Genomic DNA, 21,642 nt, shown 5'->3' with positions numbered 1-21,642 from the left:
GGTTTCAGCCGTAGCGCTTCTGCGCCTCGATCGCCAGGCCGCTGCCGATGCTGCCGAAGATGTTGCCTTCCACATGCCGGGCATTGGGCAGCATTGCCGAGACGCTCTGGCGCAGCGCCGGAATGGCGCTGGAGCCGCCAGTGAAGAACACCGTGTCGACCTGCTCGACACTCACGCCGGCATCGCCGAGCAATTGGCTGACACTGTTGCGGATCCGCCCCAGCAGGTTGTCGATGGCCGACTCGAACAGGGCCCGGCTCAACTCCACGCTCAAGCCCGGCTCAATGCGATCCAGTGGCACATGACGCTGCTCGGCATGGGTCAGCTCGATCTTGGTTTCCTCGATTTCCATCGCCAGCCAGTGCCCGGCCCGCTGCTCGATCAGCTTGAACAGGCGATCGATGCCGCCGGTGTCCTCGATGTCGTAGCGCATGCTGCCCAGGGCCAGCTGGGTTTTCTGCGAGTACACCGCGTTGATGGTGTGCCAGGTCGCCAGGTTCATGTGATGGCTGGTGGGCATATAGGCGCCGCTTTTCATCCGGCTGCCATAGCCGAACAGCGGCATCACGCCGGCCAGCGAAAGTTGCTTGTCGAAGTCGGTCCCGCCGATGTGGACACCGCCGGTGGCGAGGATGTCGTCGTGACGGTTGTCCAGGCCCCGGCGCTCTGGCGACAGGCGCACCAGGGAAAAGTCCGAGGTACCGCCGCCGATATCGACGATCAGCACCAGCTCTTCACGGTCCAGGGTCGACTCGTAGTCAAAGGCCGCGGCAATCGGTTCGTACTGGAACGATACCTCCTTGAAACCGAGCTTTTTCGCCACCTCGGCCAGGGTGTCTTCGGCTTCCTGGTCGGCGGCCGGGTCTTCGTCGACGAAGAACACCGGACGACCCAGCACCACCTGTTCGAACTCCCGACCGGCGGTCGCTTCGGCACGCTGCTTCAATTGGCCGATAAACAGCCCCAACAGGTCCTTGAACGGCATCGCCGTGCCGAGCACGCTGGTGTCGTGCTTGATCAGCTTGGAACCCAGCAGGCTCTTGAGCGAGCGCATCAGTCGGCCTTCGTAGCCTTCCAGGTATTCGTGCAGGGCCAGCCGGCCATAGACCGGGCGGCGCTCCTCGAAATTGAAGAAGACCACCGACGGCAGGGTGATCTTGCCGTCTTCCAGCGCGATCAGCGTTTCCATGCCGGGGCGTATCCAGCCGACGGTGGAGTTGGAGGTGCCGAAGTCGATACCGCAGGCACGGGCCCCAGAGGCGTTGTTCATGGTGTTCGGGTTCCGGTTGCAAAACGGCCGCGCAGTGTATGCCAGTCGCGCGCGGATTCGAAGGCCGGTGATCCGTTAAATGGCGGTTCTTGTACGGCTCTGCCCTTGAAAGGCCAGTAATTGCCCCCAAACTTGCAGTCATTGGTTCGGTCCGTGCCTGTCGATGGCAAGAAATCGCGGTGACGGCCGATAAACTTCTGCAGCGCCCCTGAGTCACAGCCTTGAGATCGGTCAATCTTTGTCGCGCGGATGCGCGCATGCTGTGTCTTGCCGAGCGGCGCGATATTGATAACGGATGGTGATCCTTCGATGGACTTCAAAGACTATTACAAGATCCTGGGTGTGGAGCCAACGGCGGACGACAAGACCATCAAGGCCGCGTACCGCAAGCTGGCGCGCAAGTATCACCCGGATGTCAGCAAGGAAAAGGATGCCGAGGCGAAATTCAAGGATGCCTCCGAAGCCTATGAAGCGCTGAAAAGCGCCGACAAGCGCGCCGAATACGATGACTTGCGCAAATACGGCCAGCACGGCCAGCCGTTCCAGGGCCCGCCGGGTTGGCAGGGGCGTGGCGGTTTTGGTGGTGGTGGCGCGGACACTGGCGACTTCTCGGACTTCTTCAGTTCGATCTTCGGCTCGCGCGGCAATGGTTTTGGTGGTGCGCAAGCGGGCCGCAGCGCCGGTCGTCGAGGACAGGACGTGGAACTGGAACTACCGATTTTCCTGGAAGAAAGCCTCTCGAACGAGTCGAAGAAGGTCAGTTTCCAGATTCCGCAGCACAATTCGGCCGGGCAGCATGTCAGCAACACCAGCAAGAGCCTGAACGTGAAAATTCCCGCCGGTGTCACCGATGGCGAACGTATCCGCCTCAAGGGCCAGGGTGCGCCGGGCGTCGGCGGCGGGGCGAATGGCGACCTGTACCTGACGATTCGTTTCGCACCTCACCCCAAATTTGATGTCGAAGGGGAGAACCTGATCATTACCTTGCCGCTGGCACCCTGGGAGCTGGCGCTGGGGACCGAGGTGGAGGTGCCGACCTTGACCGGCAAGATCAACCTCAAGGTCCCGGCGGGCAGCCAGAATGGCCAGCGCATGCGGGCCAAGGGCCATGGACTGTTGAACAAGGCCGGGCAGCGCGGTTATCTGTTCGTGCAACTCAAGGCGGTCATGCCCCGGCAGAACGACGATGCCGTCAAGGCGTTGTGGCAGGAACTGGCGAAAAAGGCCGCCTTCGACCCGAGAGAGCAATGGAGTAGCTAATCATGAGCAGCCCCTTGAGTGTTCAGCTGGATATGCAGGCCTTCTGTGAGGCGAGCCAATTGCCGGTCGCCTACGTGATCGAAATCGTCGAACACGGCATCCTTGACCCTCAGGGGCGTTCGCCCGAGGCCTGGCGTTTTGGTGACGAAGCGTTGGGTATTGCCCGGCGCGCCGTGAAGCTGCATCGCGAACTGGAGCTGGAGTGGGAAGGCGTCGCCCTGGCGCTGGACCTGCTGGATGAGGTCCAGCATCTGCGGGCCGAGAACCAGATGCTGCGCCAGCGCCTGGGACGCTTCGTGCACGACTGAATGGCCGGCGGCGGCCATCGAGCCCTGAAAAATCGCTGTCAGGTGCGGGGGTCGGCCCGCGATATCCTGGGCAGGACCACGGTAAAGCGTGTCCCGTCCTCGGCGCTGGAGCTGACCTTTATCGTGCCCTGATGGGCGCTTACCACTTCCTTGGCGATAAACAACCCCAAGCCCAGGCTGGTGTCCGTGCCCGGTTGGCCGATTTCTTCACTGGTGCCGCGTACCAGCGGATCGAAGAGCGTCGCCAGGGCTTCCTGCGGAATCGGCGTACCAAAGTTGTGCATGGTCAGGCTGACGCTGTCCGCGCTGCCCTCCAGGGTCAGGGTGAGCGGTCGATGGCTGGCACCATGCTGCAAGGCATTACCGATCAGGTTCTGCAGCAATTGCTCGATGCGTCCCCGATCCCACACCCCGTGTACATCGCCTTCGACCCGCAACTGCGGCAGGCAATCCGGCTGCCCGGCCCAGGCTTCATTGATTACCGCTTTCGCCGCGCTGCTCAGGTCCATCGGCGCCGGGTCGATGGGCAGGGCGCTGCCCAGGCGGCTGCGGACAAACTCGAGCAAGTCGCTGATCATGCTGCCCATATGCCGGGCACCTCTTTTGATGCTGGTGACATACACCAGGTCCTCGGCATTGAGCCGGGCCTTGCGCACCAGCATCTCGGTGGACATGCTCACGGCCTGCAAGGGCGCGCGCAGGTCATGGCCGAGAATGGCGAGGAAAATATCCCGCGAACGGTTCACCTGCTCGGCGTAGGCGGCGGTGGATTCGGTCAGGGCTTCATCGATGGCTTCGTTGAAACGAATCATGTCCTGGAAATGAGTCAATTGCGGCGATACCAGGCTGTTCACCCAGCGCCGAATCACGCAAGCGCGCAGGTGACGAAACTCCGAGGTCATCTGCATCAGGTCGAATCCGGCGGTGTGGCGCAGTTCGCCGTGGCTGGCGGCGGCGGTGTCCAGGGTCAGGTTATTGTCCGGGCTGTCGCCCTTGGCCTTGGCCGCCTGTTCGCCGGCACTCTGGGCGCTCTCCATGTCCCGCGCGGCGGCCAGCAGGATCGATTTGGCGTGGTCGCGCAAGGCACCCCGGCCCATGCTATCGGCTGCGGGGCTCAAGGTTTTGGCGAATTGCTCCCATTCATCGACGATGTTGTCGACCTGCTGCACGATAAACGTTGATAGGTGCATGTTCGTTATCTCGAAGGGGTAGTCGCCAGTGTGACGACTAGCTTAGCGCCTTTGCGTCCCGTTGGCAGGGCGCAAAGACGCTTCGCTCGCAGCGGTCTCATCGCGGCTCAGAAGAGGAAATAGCGCTGTGCCATCGGCAGCACGTCCGCCGGTTCGCACCATAACAACACGCCATCGGCCTTGACCTGGTAGGTCTGCGGATCGACATCGATGTGCGGCAGGTAGTCGTTGTGGATCAAGTCGGTTTTCCGCACGTCGCGGCAGCCTTTCACTACGGCGATCTTCTTCTTCAGGCCCAGGCTCTGGGGAATACCCGCGGCTTGTGCCGCCTGGCTGATAAAGGTCAGGCTGGTGGCGTGCAGCGAGCCGCCGTAACTGGCGAACATCGGTCGGTAGTGCACCGGCTGCGGTGTCGGGATCGAGGCGTTGGCATCGCCCATCAGGCTGGCGGCTATCGCCCCGCCCTTGAGGATCAGCGTCGGCTTGACGCCGAAGAACGCCGGGCGCCAGAGCACCAGGTCGGCCCATTTGCCCACTTCGATCGAACCCACTTCATGGCTGATGCCGTGGGTGATCGCCGGGTTGATGGTGTATTTGGCGATGTAGCGCTTGACCCGGAAGTTGCTGTTGCCAGCACCGTCGCCCGGCAGCGGGCCGCGTTGCTTCTTCATCTTGTCGGCGGTCTGCCAGGTGCGCGTGATGACTTCGCCGACCCGGCCCATGGCCTGGCTGTCGGAACTGATCATCGAGAACGCGCCAAGGTCATGGAGGATGTCCTCGGCGGCGATGGTTTCCCGGCGGATACGACTCTCGGCGAAGGCCACGTCCTCGGCGATGCTCGGATCGAGGTGATGGCAGACCATCAGCATGTCCAGGTGTTCGTCGATGGTGTTGCGGGTGAACGGCCGGGTCGGATTGGTCGAACTGGGCAGCACGTTGGCGAAGCCGCAGGCTTTGATGATGTCCGGGGCATGACCGCCGCCCGCGCCTTCGGTGTGATAGGTGTGGATGGTGCGGCCCTTGAACGCGGCGAGGGTGGTTTCGACAAAGCCGGATTCGTTGAGGGTATCGGTATGGATCGCCACCTGTACGTCGTACTGGTCGGCCACGCTCAGGCAGTTGTCGATGGCCGCCGGCGTGGTGCCCCAGTCTTCGTGGAGCTTGAGGCCGATGGCGCCGGCCTCGACCTGTTCGATCAGCGGCTGCGGCAGGCTGGCGTTGCCCTTGCCAGTGAAACCGATGTTCATCGGGAAGGCATCGGCGGCCTGGAGCATGCGCGCCAGATGCCAGGGGCCGGAGGTGCAGGTGGTGGCATTGGTGCCGGTGGCCGGGCCCGTGCCACCGCCGATCATGGTGGTGACCCCGCTCATCAGCGCTTCTTCGATCTGCTGCGGGCAGATGAAGTGGATATGGGTGTCGATGCCGCCAGCGGTGAGGATCATGCCTTCGCCGGCGATCACTTCGGTGCTGGCGCCGACGGCGATGGTCACGTCGGGCTGGATATCCGGGTTACCGGCCTTGCCGATGGCGGCAATGCGCCCGTCCTTGAGACCGACGTCGGCCTTGACGATGCCCCAGTGGTCGATGATCAGGGCGTTGGTGATCAGGGTGTCGACGACTTCGGCGGCCAACAGTTGGCCCTGGCCCATGCCGTCGCGGATCACCTTGCCGCCGCCGAACTTCACTTCTTCGCCGTAGGTGGTGAAGTCCTTTTCCACTTCGATCCACAGGTCGGTGTCGGCCAGGCGCACCTTGTCGCCGACGGTGGGGCCGAACATGTCGGCGTAGGCTTGTCTGGAAATCTTCATTGGGTTTCCCTGAACACAAAATGGAGGCATGTGCGATTTTTTGTGGCGAGGGGGCTTGCCCCCGTCGGGGCGCGCAGCACCCCTGAAAGCCGACACTTCGATCTATCGGATAGCGCGCGTTCCATGATTCGACGACTGCTTCGCAGCCGAACGGGGGCAAGCCCCCTCGCTACTATCAGCAGCGTCAATCCAGGTCACCCATCACCCGTCCGGCAAAGCCGAACACCCGGCGCAATCCCGCCAGTTCCACCAGCTCGACATCCCGGCTCTGTCCTGGTTCGAAGCGCACGGCGGTGCCGGCGGGGATATTCAGGCGCATGCCGCGGCTGGCGGCGCGATCGAAGCTCAAGGCGTCGTTGGTCTCGAAAAAGTGATAGTGCGAACCGACCTGGATCGGTCGGTCGCCGCTGTTCGCCACAGTCAGGTTGAGGGTGCGGCGCCCGACATTGAGTTCGATGTCGCCAGGCTGGATCTGATATTCGCCAGGAATCATTCGGGTTGTCCCAGGGTCTTGAAGTAAATGGCGGTGGCTTTGTAGCGACCATCCGGTGTGGCGCAATAGTTCGGCAGCTCGCCGACCCGGGTGTAGCCCAGGGCGCTGTAGAAGGCTTCGGCTTCGGAGCCGGCCACGGTGTCGAGGTACAGCAGGCCGCGCTTGTGCTGTTTTGCCGTCAGTTCCAGGGCCTGGATCAGTTGCTGGCCAAGACCGCGATGACGAGCCTCGCTGTGTACCAGCAGCTTTTGCACTTCGGCGCGATTCAGGCCATTGGGCTTCTGGCACAGGTTCAGTTGCACGCTGGCCAGTACCTGCTCGTCACGAACCACCACCCAGAGCAGCAGGTTGCCGTCCTGGAGCGCGGCTTGCACCGTGTCGAAATAGTCGCGGGCCTGGCCGGCGTCGAGATCGGCCAGGAAGCCCAGGCTGGCGCCATGCCGGACGGCATCAAGCAGCAAATCGATCAAACCCTGGCGGTAGTGCGCAAAGCTTTCGGTATTCACACGACGCAGTTGGGCGGCGTTCATGGCGGGTTACTCCTGGTTGACGGCAGGCGGCAGGGCGCCTGGATTCAGGGTCAGTTGCATGAAGGTCAGGTCCAGCCAGCGACCGAACTTCACGCCTACCTGAGGCATTTGTCCGGTGAGGGTGAAACCCTGGCGTTCATGCAGGCGAATGGACGCGCTGTTGCCACTTTCGATGGCGGCGACCATCACATGTTTGGCACAACCACGGGCGCGCTCGATCAGAACGCTCATCAGGCGCGGGCCGAGGCCGTTGCCACGCTGGTCGCCGCGCACATAGACCGAGTGTTCGACGGTGTGCCGGAAGCCCTCGAAGGGCCGCCAGTCACCGAAGGAGGCATAGCCAAGCACGCTGTCGCTGCCATCGACGATCACCAGGATCGGATAACCCTGGTCCTGGCGGGCACTGAACCAGGCCTGGCGATTACCCAGGTCCACCGGTTGTTCGTTCCAGATCGCCGTGGTGTTGAGTACCGCATCGTTGTAGATGTCGCGGATCGCCGGCAGGTCGGCGTGGACGGCATCCCGGATAACGTAGGACATGGCGGCCTCAGGCAATGGGTTGGTGGACGGTGACCAGCTTGGTGCCATCGGGGAAGGTGGCTTCGACCTGGATCTCCGGGATCATTTCCGGGATGCCTTGCATCACTTGTTCGCGGTTGAGCAGGGTGGTGCCGTAGTGCATCAGCTCGGCCACGGTCTGGCCGTCGCGGGCGCCTTCGAGCAGGGCCGCCGAGATATAGGCCATGGCTTCCGGATAGTTGAGTTTCACCCCGCGGGCCAGGCGCCGTTCGGCGACCAGACCAGCGGTGAAAATCAGCAGTTTGTCTTTTTCGCGGGGAGTCAGGTCCATGGTTCGGAATCCGTTGGCAGGCAGTAAAAGAGGGTTGGCGGGTTCATGTATTCCAGATCCTCGGCGGCACGGCGTCGCGGCCCAGCAGGGCCGGGCGCAACAGCCGCCACAGTTCGATCAGCCAGGCGCGAGCGTGCAAGGCCTCGCCGGCCAGGCAGCGGGCCACCAGCAGGCCGGGCAGTTGACTCAGGTCGCCACGCACGCGTGTTGGCAGCGAGCGGCAGCGTTCGAGCAAGTCGCTGTCGATCTCGCCGGTCGCCAACAGGCTGGCGAAAACCGGCTGGCCGTCGAGGCCGATGGGCGAATCCAGCAGGTCGTCATTGCCCAGGATGCGTTGGCGTTCATGCCAGAGCAACTGGCCGTCGCGACGGATGTCCAGCCGCGACTGGAAATGCCCGAGGTCGAAGCGCTCGCCACTGGCGGGGCGGCCGAGGGCGACCATGTCCCAGTAGAACAGCCGGGCGTCGCCTTCCAGTTCAATGGCGGTGCGCAGCTCGGCCTGGGCGGCACTGAACACGATGGTTTCCTGGGGCAGCCATTCCAGGGTCGCCCCGGCGGCGATCTTCAGGTCCAGGCTCTGGTAGGCCGGCCCGGCGGCGCGATACCACTTGGCGGCGCCGGGGCTGGTCAGTTGCGCCCAGGCATCGCGCTCGACGTGGGCACGGATAGCCAGCCGGTCGCCGCCGGCGATTCCGCCCGGCGGGTGGACGATGATGTGTTGGCAGACTTGCGGGCCTTCGGCGTACAGGTGTTTCTGCACCCGCAACGGCCCCAGGTGCCGCCGCGTGACCGGACGCGTGCAATCACCGAAGCGGGCGTAGCCGAGTTCCAGCTCGGCATGCCAACTGGGGGTGAACAGGGCGCTAGTGACAGATGAATTCATGGTTTCTGATTATCGTTGGGACGTTACAGGTTAGATCGTAACCAGTGCGCGCACACCTTCGGTTTCCATATTTTCTCCACGACCTTGCTGGACGATCTCGCCCCGGGACATCACCAGGTACTGATCGGCCAGTTCGGCGGCGAAATCGTAGAACTGTTCCACCAGCAGAATCGCCATGTCGCCACGAGCGGCGAGCTGTTTGATCACCGCGCCGATCTCCTTGATCACCGAGGGCTGGATGCCTTCGGTGGGCTCGTCGAGAATCAGTAGGCGCGGGCGACTGGCCAGGGCCCTTCCGATAGCAAGCTGTTGCTGCTGGCCGCCGGAGAGGTCGCCGCCACGGCGTTGTTTCATTTGCAGCAGGACCGGGAACAGTTCGTAGATGAAGGCCGGGACTTCCCGGGCTTGCGCCGCGGGGAAACGCGACAGGCCCATCAGCAGATTTTCTTCGACGCTGAGACGGCCGAAGATTTCCCGGCCCTGGGGGACGTAGGCAATACCGGCGTGGACCCGTTGATGCGGCTTGAAGTGGGTGATGGCTTTACCTTCCCAGTGCACGCCCCCTTCCTTCGCCGGCAGCAGGCCCATCAGGCACTTGAGCAGGGTGGTCTTGCCCACGCCGTTGCGCCCCAGCAGGCAGGTGACTTCGCCGACCTTCACGTCAAAGGACAGGCCCCGCAGGATGTGGCTGCCGCCGTAGTACTGGTGCAGTTTGTCGACTTGCAGCATGGTCAGGCTCTCGGCAACTGTCGCGAATTCTGATTTGGGTGAACACATAAGTTGAATTGGACACCTCTTAACCAGCTCCATGTCCACACAAGCACCGCTCCCATACAAATACCACCCTTACACAAACACCATTCCAACAGGGGCAAACCGGTACCGCTACCGACCGAGGTAAACCTCGATCACCCGCTCGTTTTCCTGTACTTGCTCCAGTGACCCTTCGGCCAGCACGCTGCCCTGGTGCAGCACGGTGACATGGTCGGCAATCGCGCCGACAAAGCCCATGTCATGCTCCACCACCATCAGTGAATGCTTGCCGGCCAGGCTCTTGAACAGCTCGGCGGTGAACTCGGTCTCGGCATCGGTCATGCCCGCTACCGGTTCGTCGAGCAGCAACAGTTGCGGGTCCTGCACCAACAGCATGCCGATCTCCAGGAACTGCTTCTGGCCGTGGGACAGCAACCCCGCTGGCCGATTGACCGCCGTCGTCAGGCGAATGGTTTCCAGGACCTCGGCAATCGCGTCTTGCTGCTCGCCGCTCAGGCGTGCCCGCAGGCTGGCCCACACCGATTTGTCGGTCTTCTGCGCCAGCTCCAGGTTCTCGAATACGCTCAACGCCTCGAACACCGTCGGTTTCTGGAACTTGCGGCCGATCCCGGCCTGGGCGATCTGCACTTCGCTCATCGCCGACAGGTCCAGGGTTTCGCCGAACCAGGCCTTGCCGTGGCTGGGCCGGGTCTTGCCGGTGATCACGTCCATCAGGGTGGTCTTGCCCGCGCCATTGGGGCCGATGATGCAACGCAGTTCGCCGACGCCGATGTACAGGTTGAGGTTGTTCAGGGCCTTGAAACCGTCGAAGCTGACACTGATGTCTTCCAGGGTCAGGATGGTGCCGTGGCGGGTGTCCAGGCCGGTGCCGCTGGCCTGGCCGAGACCGATGGCGTCGCGGCTGCTGCCGGCGTCTTTGTTTGGCTCAAGGATCGGTTCGAGCATGAATTCGGCGGTCGCGGTCACTCTCATTGTTCGCCCCTTTTCTTCAGCAGCCCGATCACGCCCTTGGGCAGGTACAGAGTCACGACGATAAACAGCGCGCCAAGGAAGAACAGCCAGTACTCAGGAAAGGCCACGGTGAACCAGCTCTTCATGCCGTTGACCATGCCCGCGCCGAGCAGCGGCCCGATCAGGCTGCCGCGCCCGCCGAGGGCGACCCAGACGGCGGCCTCGATGGAGTTGGTCGGCGACATTTCGCTGGGGTTGATGATGCCCACCTGCGGCACGTACAAGGCGCCGGCCAGCCCGCACAGGACCGCGCTCAGCACCCAGACGAACAGTTTGAAGCCGCGCGGGTCGTAGCCGCAGAACATCAGGCGGTTCTCCGCATCGCGCAGGGCGGTCAAGACCCGGCCGAACTTGCTCCGGGCTAGGCGCCAGGCGCTGTACAGGGCGGCAACCAGCAAAACCACGGTGGCCAGGAACAGTGCCGCGCGGGTGCCCGGTTCAGTGATGCCGAAACCGAGGATGCTGCGAAAATTGGTGAAGCCGTTGTTACCGCCGAAGCCGGTCTCGTTACGGAAGAACAGCAGCATCCCGGCGAAGGTCAGGGCCTGGGTCATGATCGAGAAGTACACGCCCTTGATCCGCGAACGGAAGGCGAAGAACCCGAATACCAGCGCCAACAACCCCGGCGCCAATACCACCAGGCACAGGGCCCAGAGGAAGTGATTGGTGCCGGTCCAGTACCAGGGCAGTTCGCTCCAGGACAGGAAGGTCATGAACGCCGGCAGTTCGTCGCCGGAAGCCTGGCGCATCAGGTACATGCCCATGGCGTAGCCGCCGAGGGCGAAGAACAGGCCGTGGCCCAGTGACAGCAGGCCGGCGTAACCCCAGACCAGGTCCAGGGCCAGGGCGACGATGGCGTAGCAGAGGATCTTGCCGACCAGCGTCAGGCTGTAGGCCGAGACGTGGAGCAGGTTCTCCGGCGGCAGCAGCGACAGCAGCGGCAAGGCCAACAACAGCGCCAACACACTCACGCCGACGGCAATCGTCAACCTGGGCCCGGCTTTTTGTGTCGCGGTGAGCATCAGCGGCTGGTTCATCAGTCGATCACCCGTCCTTTCAGTGCGAAGAGTCCTTGCGGGCGTTTCTGGATAAACAGAATGATCAGCGCGAGGATCAGGATCTTGCCCAGCACCGCGCCGATCTGTGGCTCGAGGATCTTGTTGGCGATACCCAGGCCGAAGGCTGCCATGACGCTGCCGGCCAACTGGCCGACGCCGCCGAGCACCACCACCAGGAAAGAGTCGATGATGTAGCTCTGGCCCAGGTCCGGGCCGACGTTGCCGATCTGGCTCAGGGCGACGCCGCCGAGGCCGGCGATACCGGAGCCGAGGCCGAAGGCGAGCATGTCCACGCGCCCGGTGGGCACGCCGCAGCAGGCGGCCATGTTGCGGTTCTGGGTCACGGCGCGCACGTTCAGGCCCAGGCGGGTACGGTTCAGCAGCAGCCAGGTCAGGACCACCACGAACAGCGCGAAGGCAATGATCACCAGGCGGTTGTACGGCAGGACCAGGTTGGGCAGGACCTGGATACCACCGGAGAGCCAGGCCGGGTTGGCCACCTCGACGTTCTGCGCGCCGAACAGCAGGCGCACCAGTTGGATCAGCATCAGGCTGATGCCCCAGGTGGCGAGCAGGGTTTCCAGCGGGCGGCCATAGAGATGGCGGATGATCGTGCGTTCCAGGACCATGCCGATCCCGGCGGTGACGAAGAACGCCACCGGCAGCGCCACCAGCGGGTAGAACTCGATGGCCTGGGGCAGGAAGCGCTGGAACAGCAACTGCACGACATAGGTGGCGTAGGCCCCGAGCATGAGCATCTCACCGTGGGCCATGTTGATCACCCCGAGCAGGCCGAAGGTGATCGCCAGGCCGAGGGCCGCCAGCAGCAGGATCGAGCCCAGGGACAAGCCGCTGAAGGCCTGGCCGAGCCATTCGCCGAGCAGCAGCTTGCGTTTGACTTGCGCCAGGCTGGTTTCGGCGGCGGTATGCACGCCGGCATCAGCTTCGACGCCGGGTTGCAGCAGACCTTCGAGGCGGGTGCGGGCCAGCGGGTCGCCGCTGTCACCGAGCAGGCGCACGGCGGCCAGGCGCACGGCCGGGTCGCTGTCGACCAGTTGCAGATTGGCCAGGGTCAGGCTCAGGGCGGCGTGGACCTGCGTATTGGTTTCGCCGGCCAGTTGCCGGTCGAGGAATGGCAGTTGCGCCGGCTTGGCGCTTTTTTGCAGCTGCTGGGCGGCGGCCAGGCGCACCTTGGCATCGGCGGCGAGCAGTTGCTGGGCGGCGACGGCGATGTCGACCAGGCCGCGCAGGCGGTTGTTCAGGCGCAGGGCCCGGGTTTCGCCGTTGACCACCAGTTGGCCGCTTTGCAGGGCATTGATCAACTCGATGCGCGCCGGTTCCGGGTGCGCGGCCCAGGTTTCCAGCAGGGCGGCCTGTTGGCTGGGAGGGGCGGCGACGAAGTCTTCGGCGTCACCTGCCTGGGCGGCCATCGGCAACAGCAGCGCCAGGGCGAGGAGAAAGCGGTATAGGGCAGTGGGCATATCAATGGCCTTGCACATGGAAAAGACGAACTGGAGGTGCTCGCAGTTCCTGTGGTGAGCGGGCATTTGTGGCGAGCGAGCTTGCTCGCGCTCGACTGCGTAGCAGGCGTAAAACCGGACATCTCGGCTTATCTGATACACCGGGTTCTCCGGTTCTAGGGCCGCTTCGCGCCCCAGCGGGGGCAAGCCCCCTCGCCACAGGGATTTGGGGGCCACAGATGGGCGGTAGCCGGCCCGCTTTCGGCAGGCCACCTCTCACTCAGTTGCTCTTCACCGCATAATCCGGCTTCTTGTCATTTCCCGGGATGAACGGGCTCCAAGGCTGGGCACGGATCGGCCCCTCGGTTTGCCAGACCACGTTGAACTGCCCGTCCGGCTGGATCTCGCCGATCATCACCGGCTTGTGCAGGTGATGGTTGGTCTTGTCCATGGTCAGGGTGAAGCCCGACGGCGCGGCGAAGGTCTGCCCGGCCAGCGCCTCGCGGACCTTGTCGACATCGGTGGACTTGGCCTTCTCCGCCGCCTGGGCCCACATGTGGATGCCGACGTAGGTGGCTTCCATCGGGTCATTGGTCACGGCCTTGTCGGTCCCCGGCAGGTTTTTCTTCTTGGCGTAGGCCTTCCAGTCGGCGACGAATTTCTTGTTCACCGGGTTATCCACCGACTCGAAGTAGTTCCAGGCCGCCAGGTTGCCCACCAGCGGCTTGGTGTCGATACCGCGCAGCTCTTCCTCGCCCACGGAGAACGCCACCACCGGTACGTCGGTGGCTTTCAGGCCCTGGTTCGCCAGTTCCTTGTAGAACGGCACATTGGAGTCGCCGTTGACGGTGGAGATGACCGCGGTCTTGCCACCGGCGGAGAACTTCTTGATGTTGGCGACGATGGTCTGGTAATCGGCGTGGCCGAACGGGGTGTAGACCTCTTCGATATCCTTGTCCGCGACCCCTTTGGAGTGCAGGAACGAACGCAGGATCTTGTTGGTGGTGCGCGGGTAGACGTAGTCGGTGCCGAGCAGGAAGAAGCGCTTGGCGCCGCCACCGTCTTCGCTCATCAGGTATTCCACCGCCGGGATCGCCTGCTGGTTCGGCGCCGCGCCGGTGTAGAACACGTTCGGCGACATTTCTTCGCCTTCGTACTGCACCGGGTAGAACAGCAGACCGTTGAGTTCCTCGAACACCGGCAGCACCGATTTGCGCGACACCGAAGTCCAGCAACCGAACACCACGGCAACCTTGTCCTGGGTCAGCAACTGACGGCTTTTTTCGGCGAACAACGGCCAGTTGGAAGCCGGGTCGACCACCACCGGTTCGAGCATCTTGCCGTTGACCCCGCCCTTGGCGTTGATTTCCTCGATGGTCATCAGCGCCATGTCTTTGAGCGAGGTTTCGGAGATTGCCATGGTGCCGGACAGCGAATGCAGGATGCCGACCTTGATGGTCTCGGCAGCCTGGACGGTCCAGGTCATGCCCATGGCGGCAATGGATGCCGTCAATGTGAAAGCCTTGATCAGACTACGACGCTTCATTGGTGCGATCTCCAGATTCTCAAATTTTTTTGGGTTGGCAGATGCAGACGCTGAAGGGGCTTTTGCAAAGGGTGTGCCTAGTCGGGGAAAGGCAGGAAATAGTCGTGTTTGAACGGTGCTGGTCTGAACAGTCGCACCAAGCGGGGGCGACAGGGGCGTTGCGGTGCGCGGGGAGCGCCGGATTGGTGCTGTACCGTCTTCGCGAGCAGTTCTGCTCCCACGGATTCCGAGTCGTTCACAAAACAATGGATCGACACTAACACTGTGGGAGCGGAGCTTGCCCGCGAAGAGGGTCGTGAGAACGCTAAAAGCTCCGCTCCCACACAAGCACCGCTCCAATACTTCAGCGGCGGCGCATCAACCCGATGAAAAACAACCCGCCAATGGCCGCCGTAGCTACCCCGATCGGCAAGTCTTCGGGCGCGATCAGGGTGCGCGCCGCGACATCGACCCAGACCAGGAACAGGCTGCCCAACAAGGCCGACACCGGTAGCAGGCGCCGGTGTTCCGCGCCCACCAGGTAGCGGGCGATATGCGGCACCATCAGGCCGACGAAACCGATGGAACCGCTGATGGACACCAGCACGCCGGTCATCAGCGAGGCGATCAGGAACACCTTCAGGCGCACGTTGCGCGCGCTCAGGCCGAGGGTCACGGCGGTCTGCTCGCCCGCCATCAGGGCGTTCAATGGTCGCGCCATGCCCACCAGCAGCACCAGCCCCAGCAGCACGCTCGCCGCCGGTATCGGCAGCAGTTCCCAGCGTGCCAGGCCGAGGCCGCCGAGCATCCAGAACAACACCGCGGAGCTGGCCCGATGGTCGCCAAGGAACAGCAGCAGGTTGGCCAGCGCCATCATCACGAAGGACACCGCGACCCCGCACAGCAGCAGCCGGTCACTGTCCAGCCGACCGTTGCGGCTGGCAATGGCCAGTACCACCAGCATGCTGCCCAGGGCGCCGATAAAGGCGGCGATGGGCAAGGTCAGCAGGCCGGCGATTTCACCCAGGTGCAGCACCACGATCACCGCGCCGAGGGTCGCCCCCGAGGTCACGCCGAGCAGGTGCGGGTCGGCCAGGGGATTGCGGGTGACCGCCTGCAACACCGCGCCGATCAACGCCAGTCCGGCCCCCACCAGCGCCCCGAGGAGCATGCGCGGTACCCGGATCAGCCAGACGATGTGCTCCTGCCCGGGGCTCCAGCTCACTTCGCCCTGGCCCAGCATCTTGTACGAAAGAATCCGCCACACCGCCTCCACTGGTACCCGTGCCGGGCCAAAGCCCAGGGACAGGACGCAGGACAGCAGCAACAGGACGCCGAGGGCGCAGAGCAACAAGGCGTAGCGACGGCTCATCATTGCGGGTGGAAGGCCTTGGCGAGGGTTTCGATGGCCTTGACGTTATCGATGCCCGGTGTCGCCTCGACATACGGAATGACCACGAAGCGCTTGTTGCGGATCGCCTCGACCGACTGCAACGCCGGGTTGTTCTCCAGGAAGTGCTGTTTCTGTTCGGCGGTGATTTCGCCGTAATCGACGATGACGATCACCTGGGGATTCTTCTCCACGACGCTTTCCCAGTTCACCCGGGTCCAGCTGGCGTCGACGTTATCCAATACGTTGCGTCCGCCCGCGGCTTCGATCAGCGCCTGGGGCATGGCCAGGCGGCCGGAGGTCATGGCGCGGTCTTCGCCGCTGTCATAGAGGAACACCCGTGGACGCTCGGGCGGCAGGCTCTTGCGCACAGCGGCCAGCCGCGCCTGCATCTCGCCGATCAGGGCATTGGCGCGGTCTTGCACATCGAAGATCCGGCCCAGGTTGCGCAGGTCGTTGTAGGTGTCGTCGAGGCTCGCGCTCCGGCGCTTCATCACGAAGGCGCAGGACTCGGTCAACTCGTAGACGTTGATGCCCAGGGGCGTCAGCGTCGCCGGGGTGACGGCGCCGCCGACGTTCATGCCGTAGTCCCAGCCGGCGAAGAAGAAGTCGACGTTGGCATTGAGCAGGGTTTCCAGCGACGGGTACTTGGCCGCCAGTTCCGGCAGGCCATCGAGGATCCTGGCCATTTCCGGGGTGACCGCTTTCCAGCCGCTGATTCCGCTGTAGCCGGCCATGCGTGGCTTGAGGCCGAGGGCGAGCATCATCTGGGTCATGTTGATGTCATGGCTGACCGCGTGCCTGGGGGCCTCCTTGAAGGTTACCTCGCGGTTGCAGCTCTGGACCGTCAACGGGTAATGCGTCGAGTCGGCCAGGGCGGTCATGGACGTGAACAGTGAACCGAGGCAAAGCGCCAGGTGCGGTGGCTTCATGGTTGGGTTATCCAGGTGATTCGCGGGTAGCCGGAAAGGGGGTGGGTATCGATCAGGGCTTCGACGCCGAAGACCTCGCGCAGCAGTTCGACGGTGAGGACTGCGGCGGGGGGGCCACTGGCGACGATGCGACCGTGGTGGAGCACATACAAGCGGTCGCAGAACGCCGCTGCCAGGTTGAGGTCGTGGATGCTGGCCAAAGTGCCGACCTTCAACTGTCTGACCAGGCGCAACAGTTCCAGCTGGAAGCGTGGGTCAAGGTGGTTGGTCGGTTCGTCGAGGATCAGCAGTTGCGGTTGCTGGGCCAGGGCGCGGGCGAGGATCACCCGCTGTTTTTCACCGCCGGAAAGGGTGGCGAAGGCGTGGTCTTCGAAACCCAGCATGTCTACCGATTCGAGGGCCTGGTGGATCAGTCGGTGGTCGACCTCGGTGTCGCCCTCGAAGAGTTTCTTGTGCGGGGTACGCCCCATGGCGACCACTTCCTCGACGGTCAGGCCAAAGGCATCGGGGAACTCCTGGAGCACCACGGCGATGCGCTGGGCGCCCCAGCGCGGCGATTGTTTCCAGACGTCCTGCTGGCCGAGCAGGACCGTGCCCGATTCCGGCTGGCTGAAGCGGTAGGCGCAACGCAGCAGACTGGTCTTGCCACTGCCGTTGGGGCCGATCAGGCCGACGAACTCGCCGGCGGCCACCCGCAGGTTGGCGTCACGCAGCTGGAACGGCTGATGGCGGTGACCATGCCCCGGGGGTGTCCAGGCCAGGTGGGTGAGGGTCAGCGAGGTCATTCGTTACTCATTATCGGAAAATATACGCCCCCTTGTAGGAGCCAGCTTGCTGGCGATAACGTCGGCAAGCCTTGCATCGACCTTCCGGTCTCCATCGTCGGCAAGCCGGGCTCCCACGAGTTCGCGGTGCGTACTGTTATATTATAACTAATCGTAATTGCAACAGATTTGCATTAAAAGTCTAGCGATTTCTCAGTGAGATGCCTCTCTAGCCCTTCAGGTTGCAGATGAAGCCGATTCAGCTTTGCCCTTGAGACGTGACAGCAGCGCCCAGTCCAGCAGCCAGACGACGATCAGCGAAACGCCGACCAGAGGGAACAGGATCGCCAGGGCGAGCATGATCATCAGGGCGGTTTTCCAGCGGGGCAGGTCGTGGCGCAGTGGCGGCACACCGAGGCCGCCTTGCGGACGACGCTTCCACCACATCACCACGCCGCTGACGGCGCTCAGCAGGATCATCAGGCACACCAGCAGCATGACCAACTGGTTGATCGGCCCGAACAGCTTGCCTTCATGCAGCATCACGCCCATCTCGGTGGCCCGGGCGACATTGCCGTATTGCTGCCAGCGCACGTCAGCCAGGACCGTGCCGCTGTACTGGTCGACATGCAAGGTGGCGTCGTTGCGCGGGTCGTCGGCGAACACTGCGATGGTGAACACGCCTTCGGCGGTCGTCGGCAGGGTGATGCTATAGCCGGGTTCGACCTGCCGCGTGGTGGCAATGTCTACTACCTGTTGCAGGCTGATGCCGGGTGCCGCCGGGCCATTCGAGGCAGCGTCGTGCTTCATGTGCCCGGCATGGTCGCCGGACACTGGCAGCGGCGTATTCTCCAGGGCCCAGGGCACGGTCTGGCGTGTCGCGTCGTTGAGGCTGCGGGCCTCGAGGTCGGACTTGGGCATGTTGTTCCACATGGCGTCGGGAAACTGGTTCCAGACCTCGGCGTACTGTTTGCCCCAGAGACCGGTCCAGGCCATGCCGCTGAGCAGCATGAACAACAGCAGTCCGGCCCCCCAGAAGCCGCTGACGGCATGCAGGTCGCGCCAGACGATCCGTCCGCGCTTGCCCAGGCGTGGCCAGAGCACACCGGCCGTGGAGCGACCCCGCGGCCACCAGAGGTAGAGGCCGGACACCACCAGCATCACGCCCCAGCCGGCGGCCAGTTCCACCAGGCGGTCACCCAGCGTGCCGATCATCAGTTCGCCGTGCAGGGCGCGGGCGACGGCTTGCAGGTTGAGCTTGGCATCCTGCTCGCCGAGGATGTTGCCGCGATAGGGGTCGAGGAACACGTTGAGCTCGCGCCCGTCGCGGACCAGCACGAACTGCGCGCTGCGTTCGGCGTTGAGCGGTGGCAGGTACTGCTTGATCCGTACTTGTGGATAAGCCATCTCGATGCGGCGCATCTGGTCGTCGGCATTGAGGCTGTGATGACCGACCCGGACTGTCATCAGGTCGCTGTACAGCAGCGGGTCGAGTTGTGGTTTGAACAGGTAGATGATCCCGGTCAGGGCCAGCAGGACCATGAACGGCGCGACGAACAGCCCGGCATAGAAATGCCAGCGCCAGGCCAGGTTGTAGAAGGAAATTTTAGGTTGGCTCATCGGGAGCGCTCCGCAAGGTATGGGTCATTGGATATACGGTGACAGTGCGGCGAGCGGGCTTGTCGTAATGCTGTTCAGTTAAAAATGGTCTTAAGTCTGGCCGAGATTTGTGGTGGGCGGGCTTGCCCGCGCTCGGCTGCGCAGCAGTCGCAAAACCGGCCACCTCGATCTGACTGATGCAGCGGATTCGCGGGTTTTAGGGCCGCTTCGCCGCCCAGCGCGGGCAAGCCCGCTCGCCACAAGTCCGCGTTCGACTTCAAATTGCCTTAACTGAACGGCGTCCCGACAAGTCCGTTCGCCACCATTACGCTTAGAAACTCATGTCGACCTTGGTCCAGAACGTGCGCCCCGGTTCGTTGATGGCCCGTGGGTCATTGGCCGGGTAGCCGAACCCGGCGTTGCCGGCCAGGTTCAGGTGCTCGGCGTAGGCTTTGTCGAACAGGTTGTCGATGCCACTGCTGAGCTTGACGTGCTGGTTGATCCGATAGGCGCCATTGAGGGAGAACACCCCGAAGCCGGCACTTCTGGAGAAGTCCTTGCCCACCACGTTGCCTTCGTTCTGATCGATACGGTTTTGCCGCGCGACCACCCGCCAGAGGCCGCCGGCACTCCAGTTGTCCTGGCTGTAGGTCAGGCCCAGGCGAGTGTCCAGTGGTGGCATCTGCGGCAGCGCCTTGCCGTCGCTGGTGTTCTGGCCCCAGGCGTAGGCCAGGCTGGCATCGGCTTTCCAGTTGGAGGTCAGCCGGTAGGCCGCGCCGAGTTCGCCGCCCATGATCCGCGCGTCGACATTACGTGCCTGGGAGGTCGTGCCCATCATCCCCGTCTGGTAGTTGAACAGGATGAAGTCGCGCACCTGGCCGGCATAACCCGAGACCCAGGCCTCCAGGTCCTCGGTCTTGTATTGCAGGCCGACATCCAGCTGGGTGGTCTTCTCCGGCTTGATGGCATCGAAGGCATTGAGCGAGCCGCTCGGGCCTTTGTCGGGGGAGAACAGTTCCCAGTAGTCCGGGAAGCGTTCGGCATGACCCAGGCCGGCGTACAGCGTAGCCGGACTGCCGGCCAAGTCATGCTCGTAGCGCACGAAGCCGCTGGGCAGGCTATCGGAACGGGTCTGGTGGGCGGTCGGATTGGGCTGGGCGCTCATCCCGGAGCCGATGCGCTGGCGCAGGTCCTTGGCCGAGGCGCGGTCCAGTCGGGCGCCACTGATCAGGCGATCGCGCTCGGCGGCATACCAGGTCAGTTCGCCGAAGAGACCGTAGTTGTGGAACTCGGCGTCCTTGTTGCGCGGCAGGTCCTGGTAGGTGTCGATGCCCGCGCTGCTGCGTTGGCGGTGCTCGTCGGTCTGCGCGTCGAGGCCGCCGATCAGTTGCCAGTCGGCCCAGCGCCAGGTGGCCTTGAGCCGGGCGCCGAGGGTGCGACGGTCGACATTCGAAGCCATGGGGCCGGCCATCATCCCGGTGCCGGAAGGCTGGCGCAGGCTGTAGTTGTCCATCACGTGATCGGCATAGTTGTAGTAGACCTGGGCCTCAAGCTTGTCGAGCACCTCGCCGATGTTGGCTTTTTCAAAGCGCAGGCCGAGGCTTTCACGCTTGAACTGCGCGCCGTCCATGCCGCGCCCGGCATAGCGCGCCTCACCGTCGCCCTTGCCGGCGGTCAGTTCCAGCAGGGTATCGGCGTCCGGGGTCCAGCCCAGCGCCACGTCACCGTTCCACTTGTCGTAGCGCGAGGGCACGCTGTCGCCGTTACCGTCCTTGTAGTCGTCGGCGCGGGCCTGGTTGCCGATCACCCGGACATAACCCAGCGGGCCGCCGGCGGCGGCATCGACGACCTTGTCGAAACGCCCGTTGGAACCGGCCAGCAGACTGGCGTTGACCCGCGTACCCAGTTCACCGAAGTGCTCCGGCTCGCGGTCGAAGAGGATGGTCCCGGCCGAGGCCCCTGGTCCCCAGAGTACGGTCTGCGGGCCTTTGATCACGGTCAGCTTGTCGTAGGTTTCCGGGGATAGGTATGAGGTCGGCGCGTCCATCCGGCCCGGGCAGGCGCCGAGCATCTGGCCGCCGTTGGTGAGGATGTTCAAGCGCGAGCCGAACATGCCGCGCAGCACCGGGTCGCCGTTGGTGCCGCCGTTGCGTACCAGGGCAAAGCCGGGGATGGTCTTGAGGTAATCGCCGCCGTCACTGGCCGGGACCGGCTGGCGCGGGTCCTTGGGGTCGGTGATCACCGTCAGCGGCGAGCTCGGGGCAATGGCGGTAATCACCGTCGGGGCGATTTCCCGGGTGGGCTCCTGCGCCGAGTCGGTGGCGAAGGCCGCGGGCGCGAGCAAGGCGCCGCACATCAGCGCGGTGCTCTGGCGCAGACGTGCGCGGGCCTCGTTCAGGGCGAACGGGGAGGACGCCCGGGCAGCGCGCGGGCGAGTGTTTGCAGTGGACATAAGCGTTCCGTTATTCAAGCGAATACAACACGGCCGCCGCCCTGCTACTGTGTTTTACAGTTCAGGCGGGTCGGCTAAGAAAGTC

Annotated in this window: 20 protein-coding genes; 2 read left to right on the top strand and 18 right to left on the bottom strand. The window is 63.7% G+C overall.

Going from position 1 to position 21,642, the window contains the following annotated elements:
- Positions 1–4: 4 nt before the first annotated feature.
- Positions 5–1,270: an Hsp70 family protein gene (locus tag PFEN_RS04790; RefSeq protein ID WP_191485873.1), complete on the bottom strand. Its 1,266-nt coding sequence runs from the start codon at positions 1,268–1,270 to the stop codon at positions 5–7.
- A 309-nt stretch (positions 1,271–1,579) separates the two neighbouring features.
- Between PFEN_RS04790 and PFEN_RS04785 the strand changes: the two genes are divergently transcribed.
- Both PFEN_RS04785 and PFEN_RS04780 read left to right on the top strand, forming a co-directional pair.
- Positions 1,580–2,530, top strand: a complete 951-nt coding sequence (locus PFEN_RS04785) for a DnaJ C-terminal domain-containing protein (protein ID WP_191485872.1) — start codon at positions 1,580–1,582, stop codon at positions 2,528–2,530.
- 2 nt (positions 2,531–2,532) lie between these two features.
- Positions 2,533–2,838 (top strand): chaperone modulator CbpM, encoded by a 306-nt coding sequence (locus tag PFEN_RS04780; RefSeq protein ID WP_191485871.1) that lies wholly within the window; start codon positions 2,533–2,535, stop codon positions 2,836–2,838.
- A 38-nt stretch (positions 2,839–2,876) separates the two neighbouring features.
- Here PFEN_RS04780 and PFEN_RS04775 read toward each other — a convergent pair whose 3' ends face one another.
- From PFEN_RS04775 to PFEN_RS04695, 17 genes are all read right to left on the bottom strand, one after another.
- Positions 2,877–4,028, bottom strand: a complete 1,152-nt coding sequence (locus PFEN_RS04775; RefSeq protein WP_191485870.1) for a sensor histidine kinase — start codon at positions 4,026–4,028, stop codon at positions 2,877–2,879.
- Positions 4,029–4,135: 107 nt separating this feature from the next.
- Positions 4,136–5,836, bottom strand: a complete 1,701-nt coding sequence (ureC, locus tag PFEN_RS04770; protein ID WP_191485869.1) for an urease subunit alpha — start codon at positions 5,834–5,836, stop codon at positions 4,136–4,138.
- Positions 5,837–6,020: 184 nt separating this feature from the next.
- A complete protein-coding gene (locus PFEN_RS04765) occupies positions 6,021–6,329 on the bottom strand; it encodes an urease subunit beta (protein ID WP_191485868.1) in 309 nt (102 codons plus the stop codon).
- Positions 6,326–6,859, bottom strand: coding sequence for a GNAT family N-acetyltransferase (locus PFEN_RS04760; RefSeq protein WP_191485867.1), 534 nt, complete (start codon positions 6,857–6,859; stop codon positions 6,326–6,328). Before PFEN_RS04760 ends, PFEN_RS04765 begins: the two co-directional genes overlap by 4 nt.
- A gap of 6 nt (positions 6,860–6,865) precedes the next feature.
- On the bottom strand, positions 6,866–7,399 hold the full coding sequence (locus tag PFEN_RS04755) for a GNAT family N-acetyltransferase (RefSeq protein ID WP_191485866.1): 534 nt from the start codon (positions 7,397–7,399) through the stop codon (positions 6,866–6,868).
- Positions 7,400–7,406: 7 nt separating this feature from the next.
- Entirely contained in the window at positions 7,407–7,709 is a 303-nt protein-coding gene (ureA, locus tag PFEN_RS04750) for an urease subunit gamma (RefSeq protein ID WP_191485865.1), read from the bottom strand.
- Between the two features lie 43 nt (positions 7,710–7,752).
- A complete protein-coding gene (locus tag PFEN_RS04745; RefSeq protein ID WP_191485864.1) occupies positions 7,753–8,592 on the bottom strand; it encodes an urease accessory protein UreD in 840 nt (279 codons plus the stop codon).
- Between the two features lie 30 nt (positions 8,593–8,622).
- Positions 8,623–9,321 (bottom strand): urea ABC transporter ATP-binding subunit UrtE, encoded by a 699-nt coding sequence (gene urtE / locus PFEN_RS04740; protein WP_191485863.1) that lies wholly within the window; start codon positions 9,319–9,321, stop codon positions 8,623–8,625.
- A 156-nt stretch (positions 9,322–9,477) separates the two neighbouring features.
- Positions 9,478–10,338 carry an urea ABC transporter ATP-binding protein UrtD gene (urtD, locus tag PFEN_RS04735; protein ID WP_191485862.1) on the bottom strand — a complete coding sequence of 287 codons (861 nt, stop codon included), beginning with the start codon at positions 10,336–10,338 and terminating at the stop codon, positions 9,478–9,480.
- A complete protein-coding gene (gene urtC / locus PFEN_RS04730; RefSeq protein WP_191485861.1) occupies positions 10,335–11,414 on the bottom strand; it encodes an urea ABC transporter permease subunit UrtC in 1,080 nt (359 codons plus the stop codon). Before urtC ends, urtD begins: the two co-directional genes overlap by 4 nt.
- Positions 11,414–12,916 carry an urea ABC transporter permease subunit UrtB gene (gene urtB / locus PFEN_RS04725; RefSeq protein ID WP_191485860.1) on the bottom strand — a complete coding sequence of 501 codons (1,503 nt, stop codon included), beginning with the start codon at positions 12,914–12,916 and terminating at the stop codon, positions 11,414–11,416. The genes urtC and urtB overlap by 1 nt, the downstream gene beginning before the upstream one ends.
- Positions 12,917–13,175: 259 nt before the next feature.
- Positions 13,176–14,441 (bottom strand): urea ABC transporter substrate-binding protein, encoded by a 1,266-nt coding sequence (gene urtA / locus PFEN_RS04720; RefSeq protein ID WP_191485859.1) that lies wholly within the window; start codon positions 14,439–14,441, stop codon positions 13,176–13,178.
- A 343-nt stretch (positions 14,442–14,784) separates the two neighbouring features.
- Positions 14,785–15,795 carry a FecCD family ABC transporter permease gene (locus PFEN_RS04715; RefSeq protein ID WP_191485858.1) on the bottom strand — a complete coding sequence of 337 codons (1,011 nt, stop codon included), beginning with the start codon at positions 15,793–15,795 and terminating at the stop codon, positions 14,785–14,787.
- Complete coding sequence (locus PFEN_RS04710) at positions 15,792–16,742, bottom strand: ABC transporter substrate-binding protein (protein WP_191485857.1); 951 nt, start codon at positions 16,740–16,742, stop codon at positions 15,792–15,794. Before PFEN_RS04710 ends, PFEN_RS04715 begins: the two co-directional genes overlap by 4 nt.
- The gene (locus PFEN_RS04705) at positions 16,739–17,527 is read right to left on the bottom strand and encodes an ABC transporter ATP-binding protein (protein ID WP_191485856.1); all 789 of its coding nucleotides are present in this window, start codon (positions 17,525–17,527) and stop codon (positions 16,739–16,741) included. Before PFEN_RS04705 ends, PFEN_RS04710 begins: the two co-directional genes overlap by 4 nt.
- 216 nt (positions 17,528–17,743) lie before the next feature.
- Positions 17,744–19,126, bottom strand: coding sequence for a PepSY-associated TM helix domain-containing protein (locus PFEN_RS04700; RefSeq protein WP_191485855.1), 1,383 nt, complete (start codon positions 19,124–19,126; stop codon positions 17,744–17,746).
- Between the two features lie 310 nt (positions 19,127–19,436).
- On the bottom strand, positions 19,437–21,557 hold the full coding sequence (locus tag PFEN_RS04695; RefSeq protein WP_191485854.1) for a TonB-dependent copper receptor: 2,121 nt from the start codon (positions 21,555–21,557) through the stop codon (positions 19,437–19,439).
- Positions 21,558–21,642: the final 85 nt, after the last annotated feature.

It is taken from the genome of Pseudomonas sp. FEN, from assembly GCF_904067045.1.
Classification (GTDB): domain Bacteria; phylum Pseudomonadota; class Gammaproteobacteria; order Pseudomonadales; family Pseudomonadaceae; genus Aquipseudomonas.
Note: the sequence above shows the minus strand (reverse complement) of the source record. Positions and strands in the feature narration are given on the sequence as shown.

Coding starts and splice junctions, on each gene's coding strand:
- PFEN_RS04745 (WP_191485864.1), bottom strand. CDS start 8,592: ATGAATTCATCTGTCACTAGCGCCCTGTTCACCCCCAGTTGGCATGCC.
- PFEN_RS04775 (WP_191485870.1), bottom strand. CDS start 4,028: ATGCACCTATCAACGTTTATCGTGCAGCAGGTCGACAACATCGTCGAT.
- urtA (WP_191485859.1), bottom strand. CDS start 14,441: ATGAAGCGTCGTAGTCTGATCAAGGCTTTCACATTGACGGCATCCATT.
- urtD (WP_191485862.1), bottom strand. CDS start 10,338: ATGAGAGTGACCGCGACCGCCGAATTCATGCTCGAACCGATCCTTGAG.
- urtC (WP_191485861.1), bottom strand. CDS start 11,414: ATGAACCAGCCGCTGATGCTCACCGCGACACAAAAAGCCGGGCCCAGG.
- PFEN_RS04695 (WP_191485854.1), bottom strand. CDS start 21,557: ATGTCCACTGCAAACACTCGCCCGCGCGCTGCCCGGGCGTCCTCCCCG.
- PFEN_RS04765 (WP_191485868.1), bottom strand. CDS start 6,329: ATGATTCCTGGCGAATATCAGATCCAGCCTGGCGACATCGAACTCAAT.
- PFEN_RS04705 (WP_191485856.1), bottom strand. CDS start 17,527: ATGACCTCGCTGACCCTCACCCACCTGGCCTGGACACCCCCGGGGCAT.
- PFEN_RS04790 (WP_191485873.1), bottom strand. CDS start 1,270: ATGAACAACGCCTCTGGGGCCCGTGCCTGCGGTATCGACTTCGGCACC.
- PFEN_RS04715 (WP_191485858.1), bottom strand. CDS start 15,795: ATGATGAGCCGTCGCTACGCCTTGTTGCTCTGCGCCCTCGGCGTCCTG.
- PFEN_RS04755 (WP_191485866.1), bottom strand. CDS start 7,399: ATGTCCTACGTTATCCGGGATGCCGTCCACGCCGACCTGCCGGCGATC.
- PFEN_RS04760 (WP_191485867.1), bottom strand. CDS start 6,859: ATGAACGCCGCCCAACTGCGTCGTGTGAATACCGAAAGCTTTGCGCAC.
- PFEN_RS04780 (WP_191485871.1), top strand. CDS start 2,533: ATGAGCAGCCCCTTGAGTGTTCAGCTGGATATGCAGGCCTTCTGTGAG.
- ureA (WP_191485865.1), bottom strand. CDS start 7,709: ATGGACCTGACTCCCCGCGAAAAAGACAAACTGCTGATTTTCACCGCT.
- PFEN_RS04785 (WP_191485872.1), top strand. CDS start 1,580: ATGGACTTCAAAGACTATTACAAGATCCTGGGTGTGGAGCCAACGGCG.
- PFEN_RS04710 (WP_191485857.1), bottom strand. CDS start 16,742: ATGAAGCCACCGCACCTGGCGCTTTGCCTCGGTTCACTGTTCACGTCC.
- urtB (WP_191485860.1), bottom strand. CDS start 12,916: ATGCCCACTGCCCTATACCGCTTTCTCCTCGCCCTGGCGCTGCTGTTG.
- urtE (WP_191485863.1), bottom strand. CDS start 9,321: ATGCTGCAAGTCGACAAACTGCACCAGTACTACGGCGGCAGCCACATC.
- ureC (WP_191485869.1), bottom strand. CDS start 5,836: ATGAAGATTTCCAGACAAGCCTACGCCGACATGTTCGGCCCCACCGTC.
- PFEN_RS04700 (WP_191485855.1), bottom strand. CDS start 19,126: ATGAGCCAACCTAAAATTTCCTTCTACAACCTGGCCTGGCGCTGGCAT.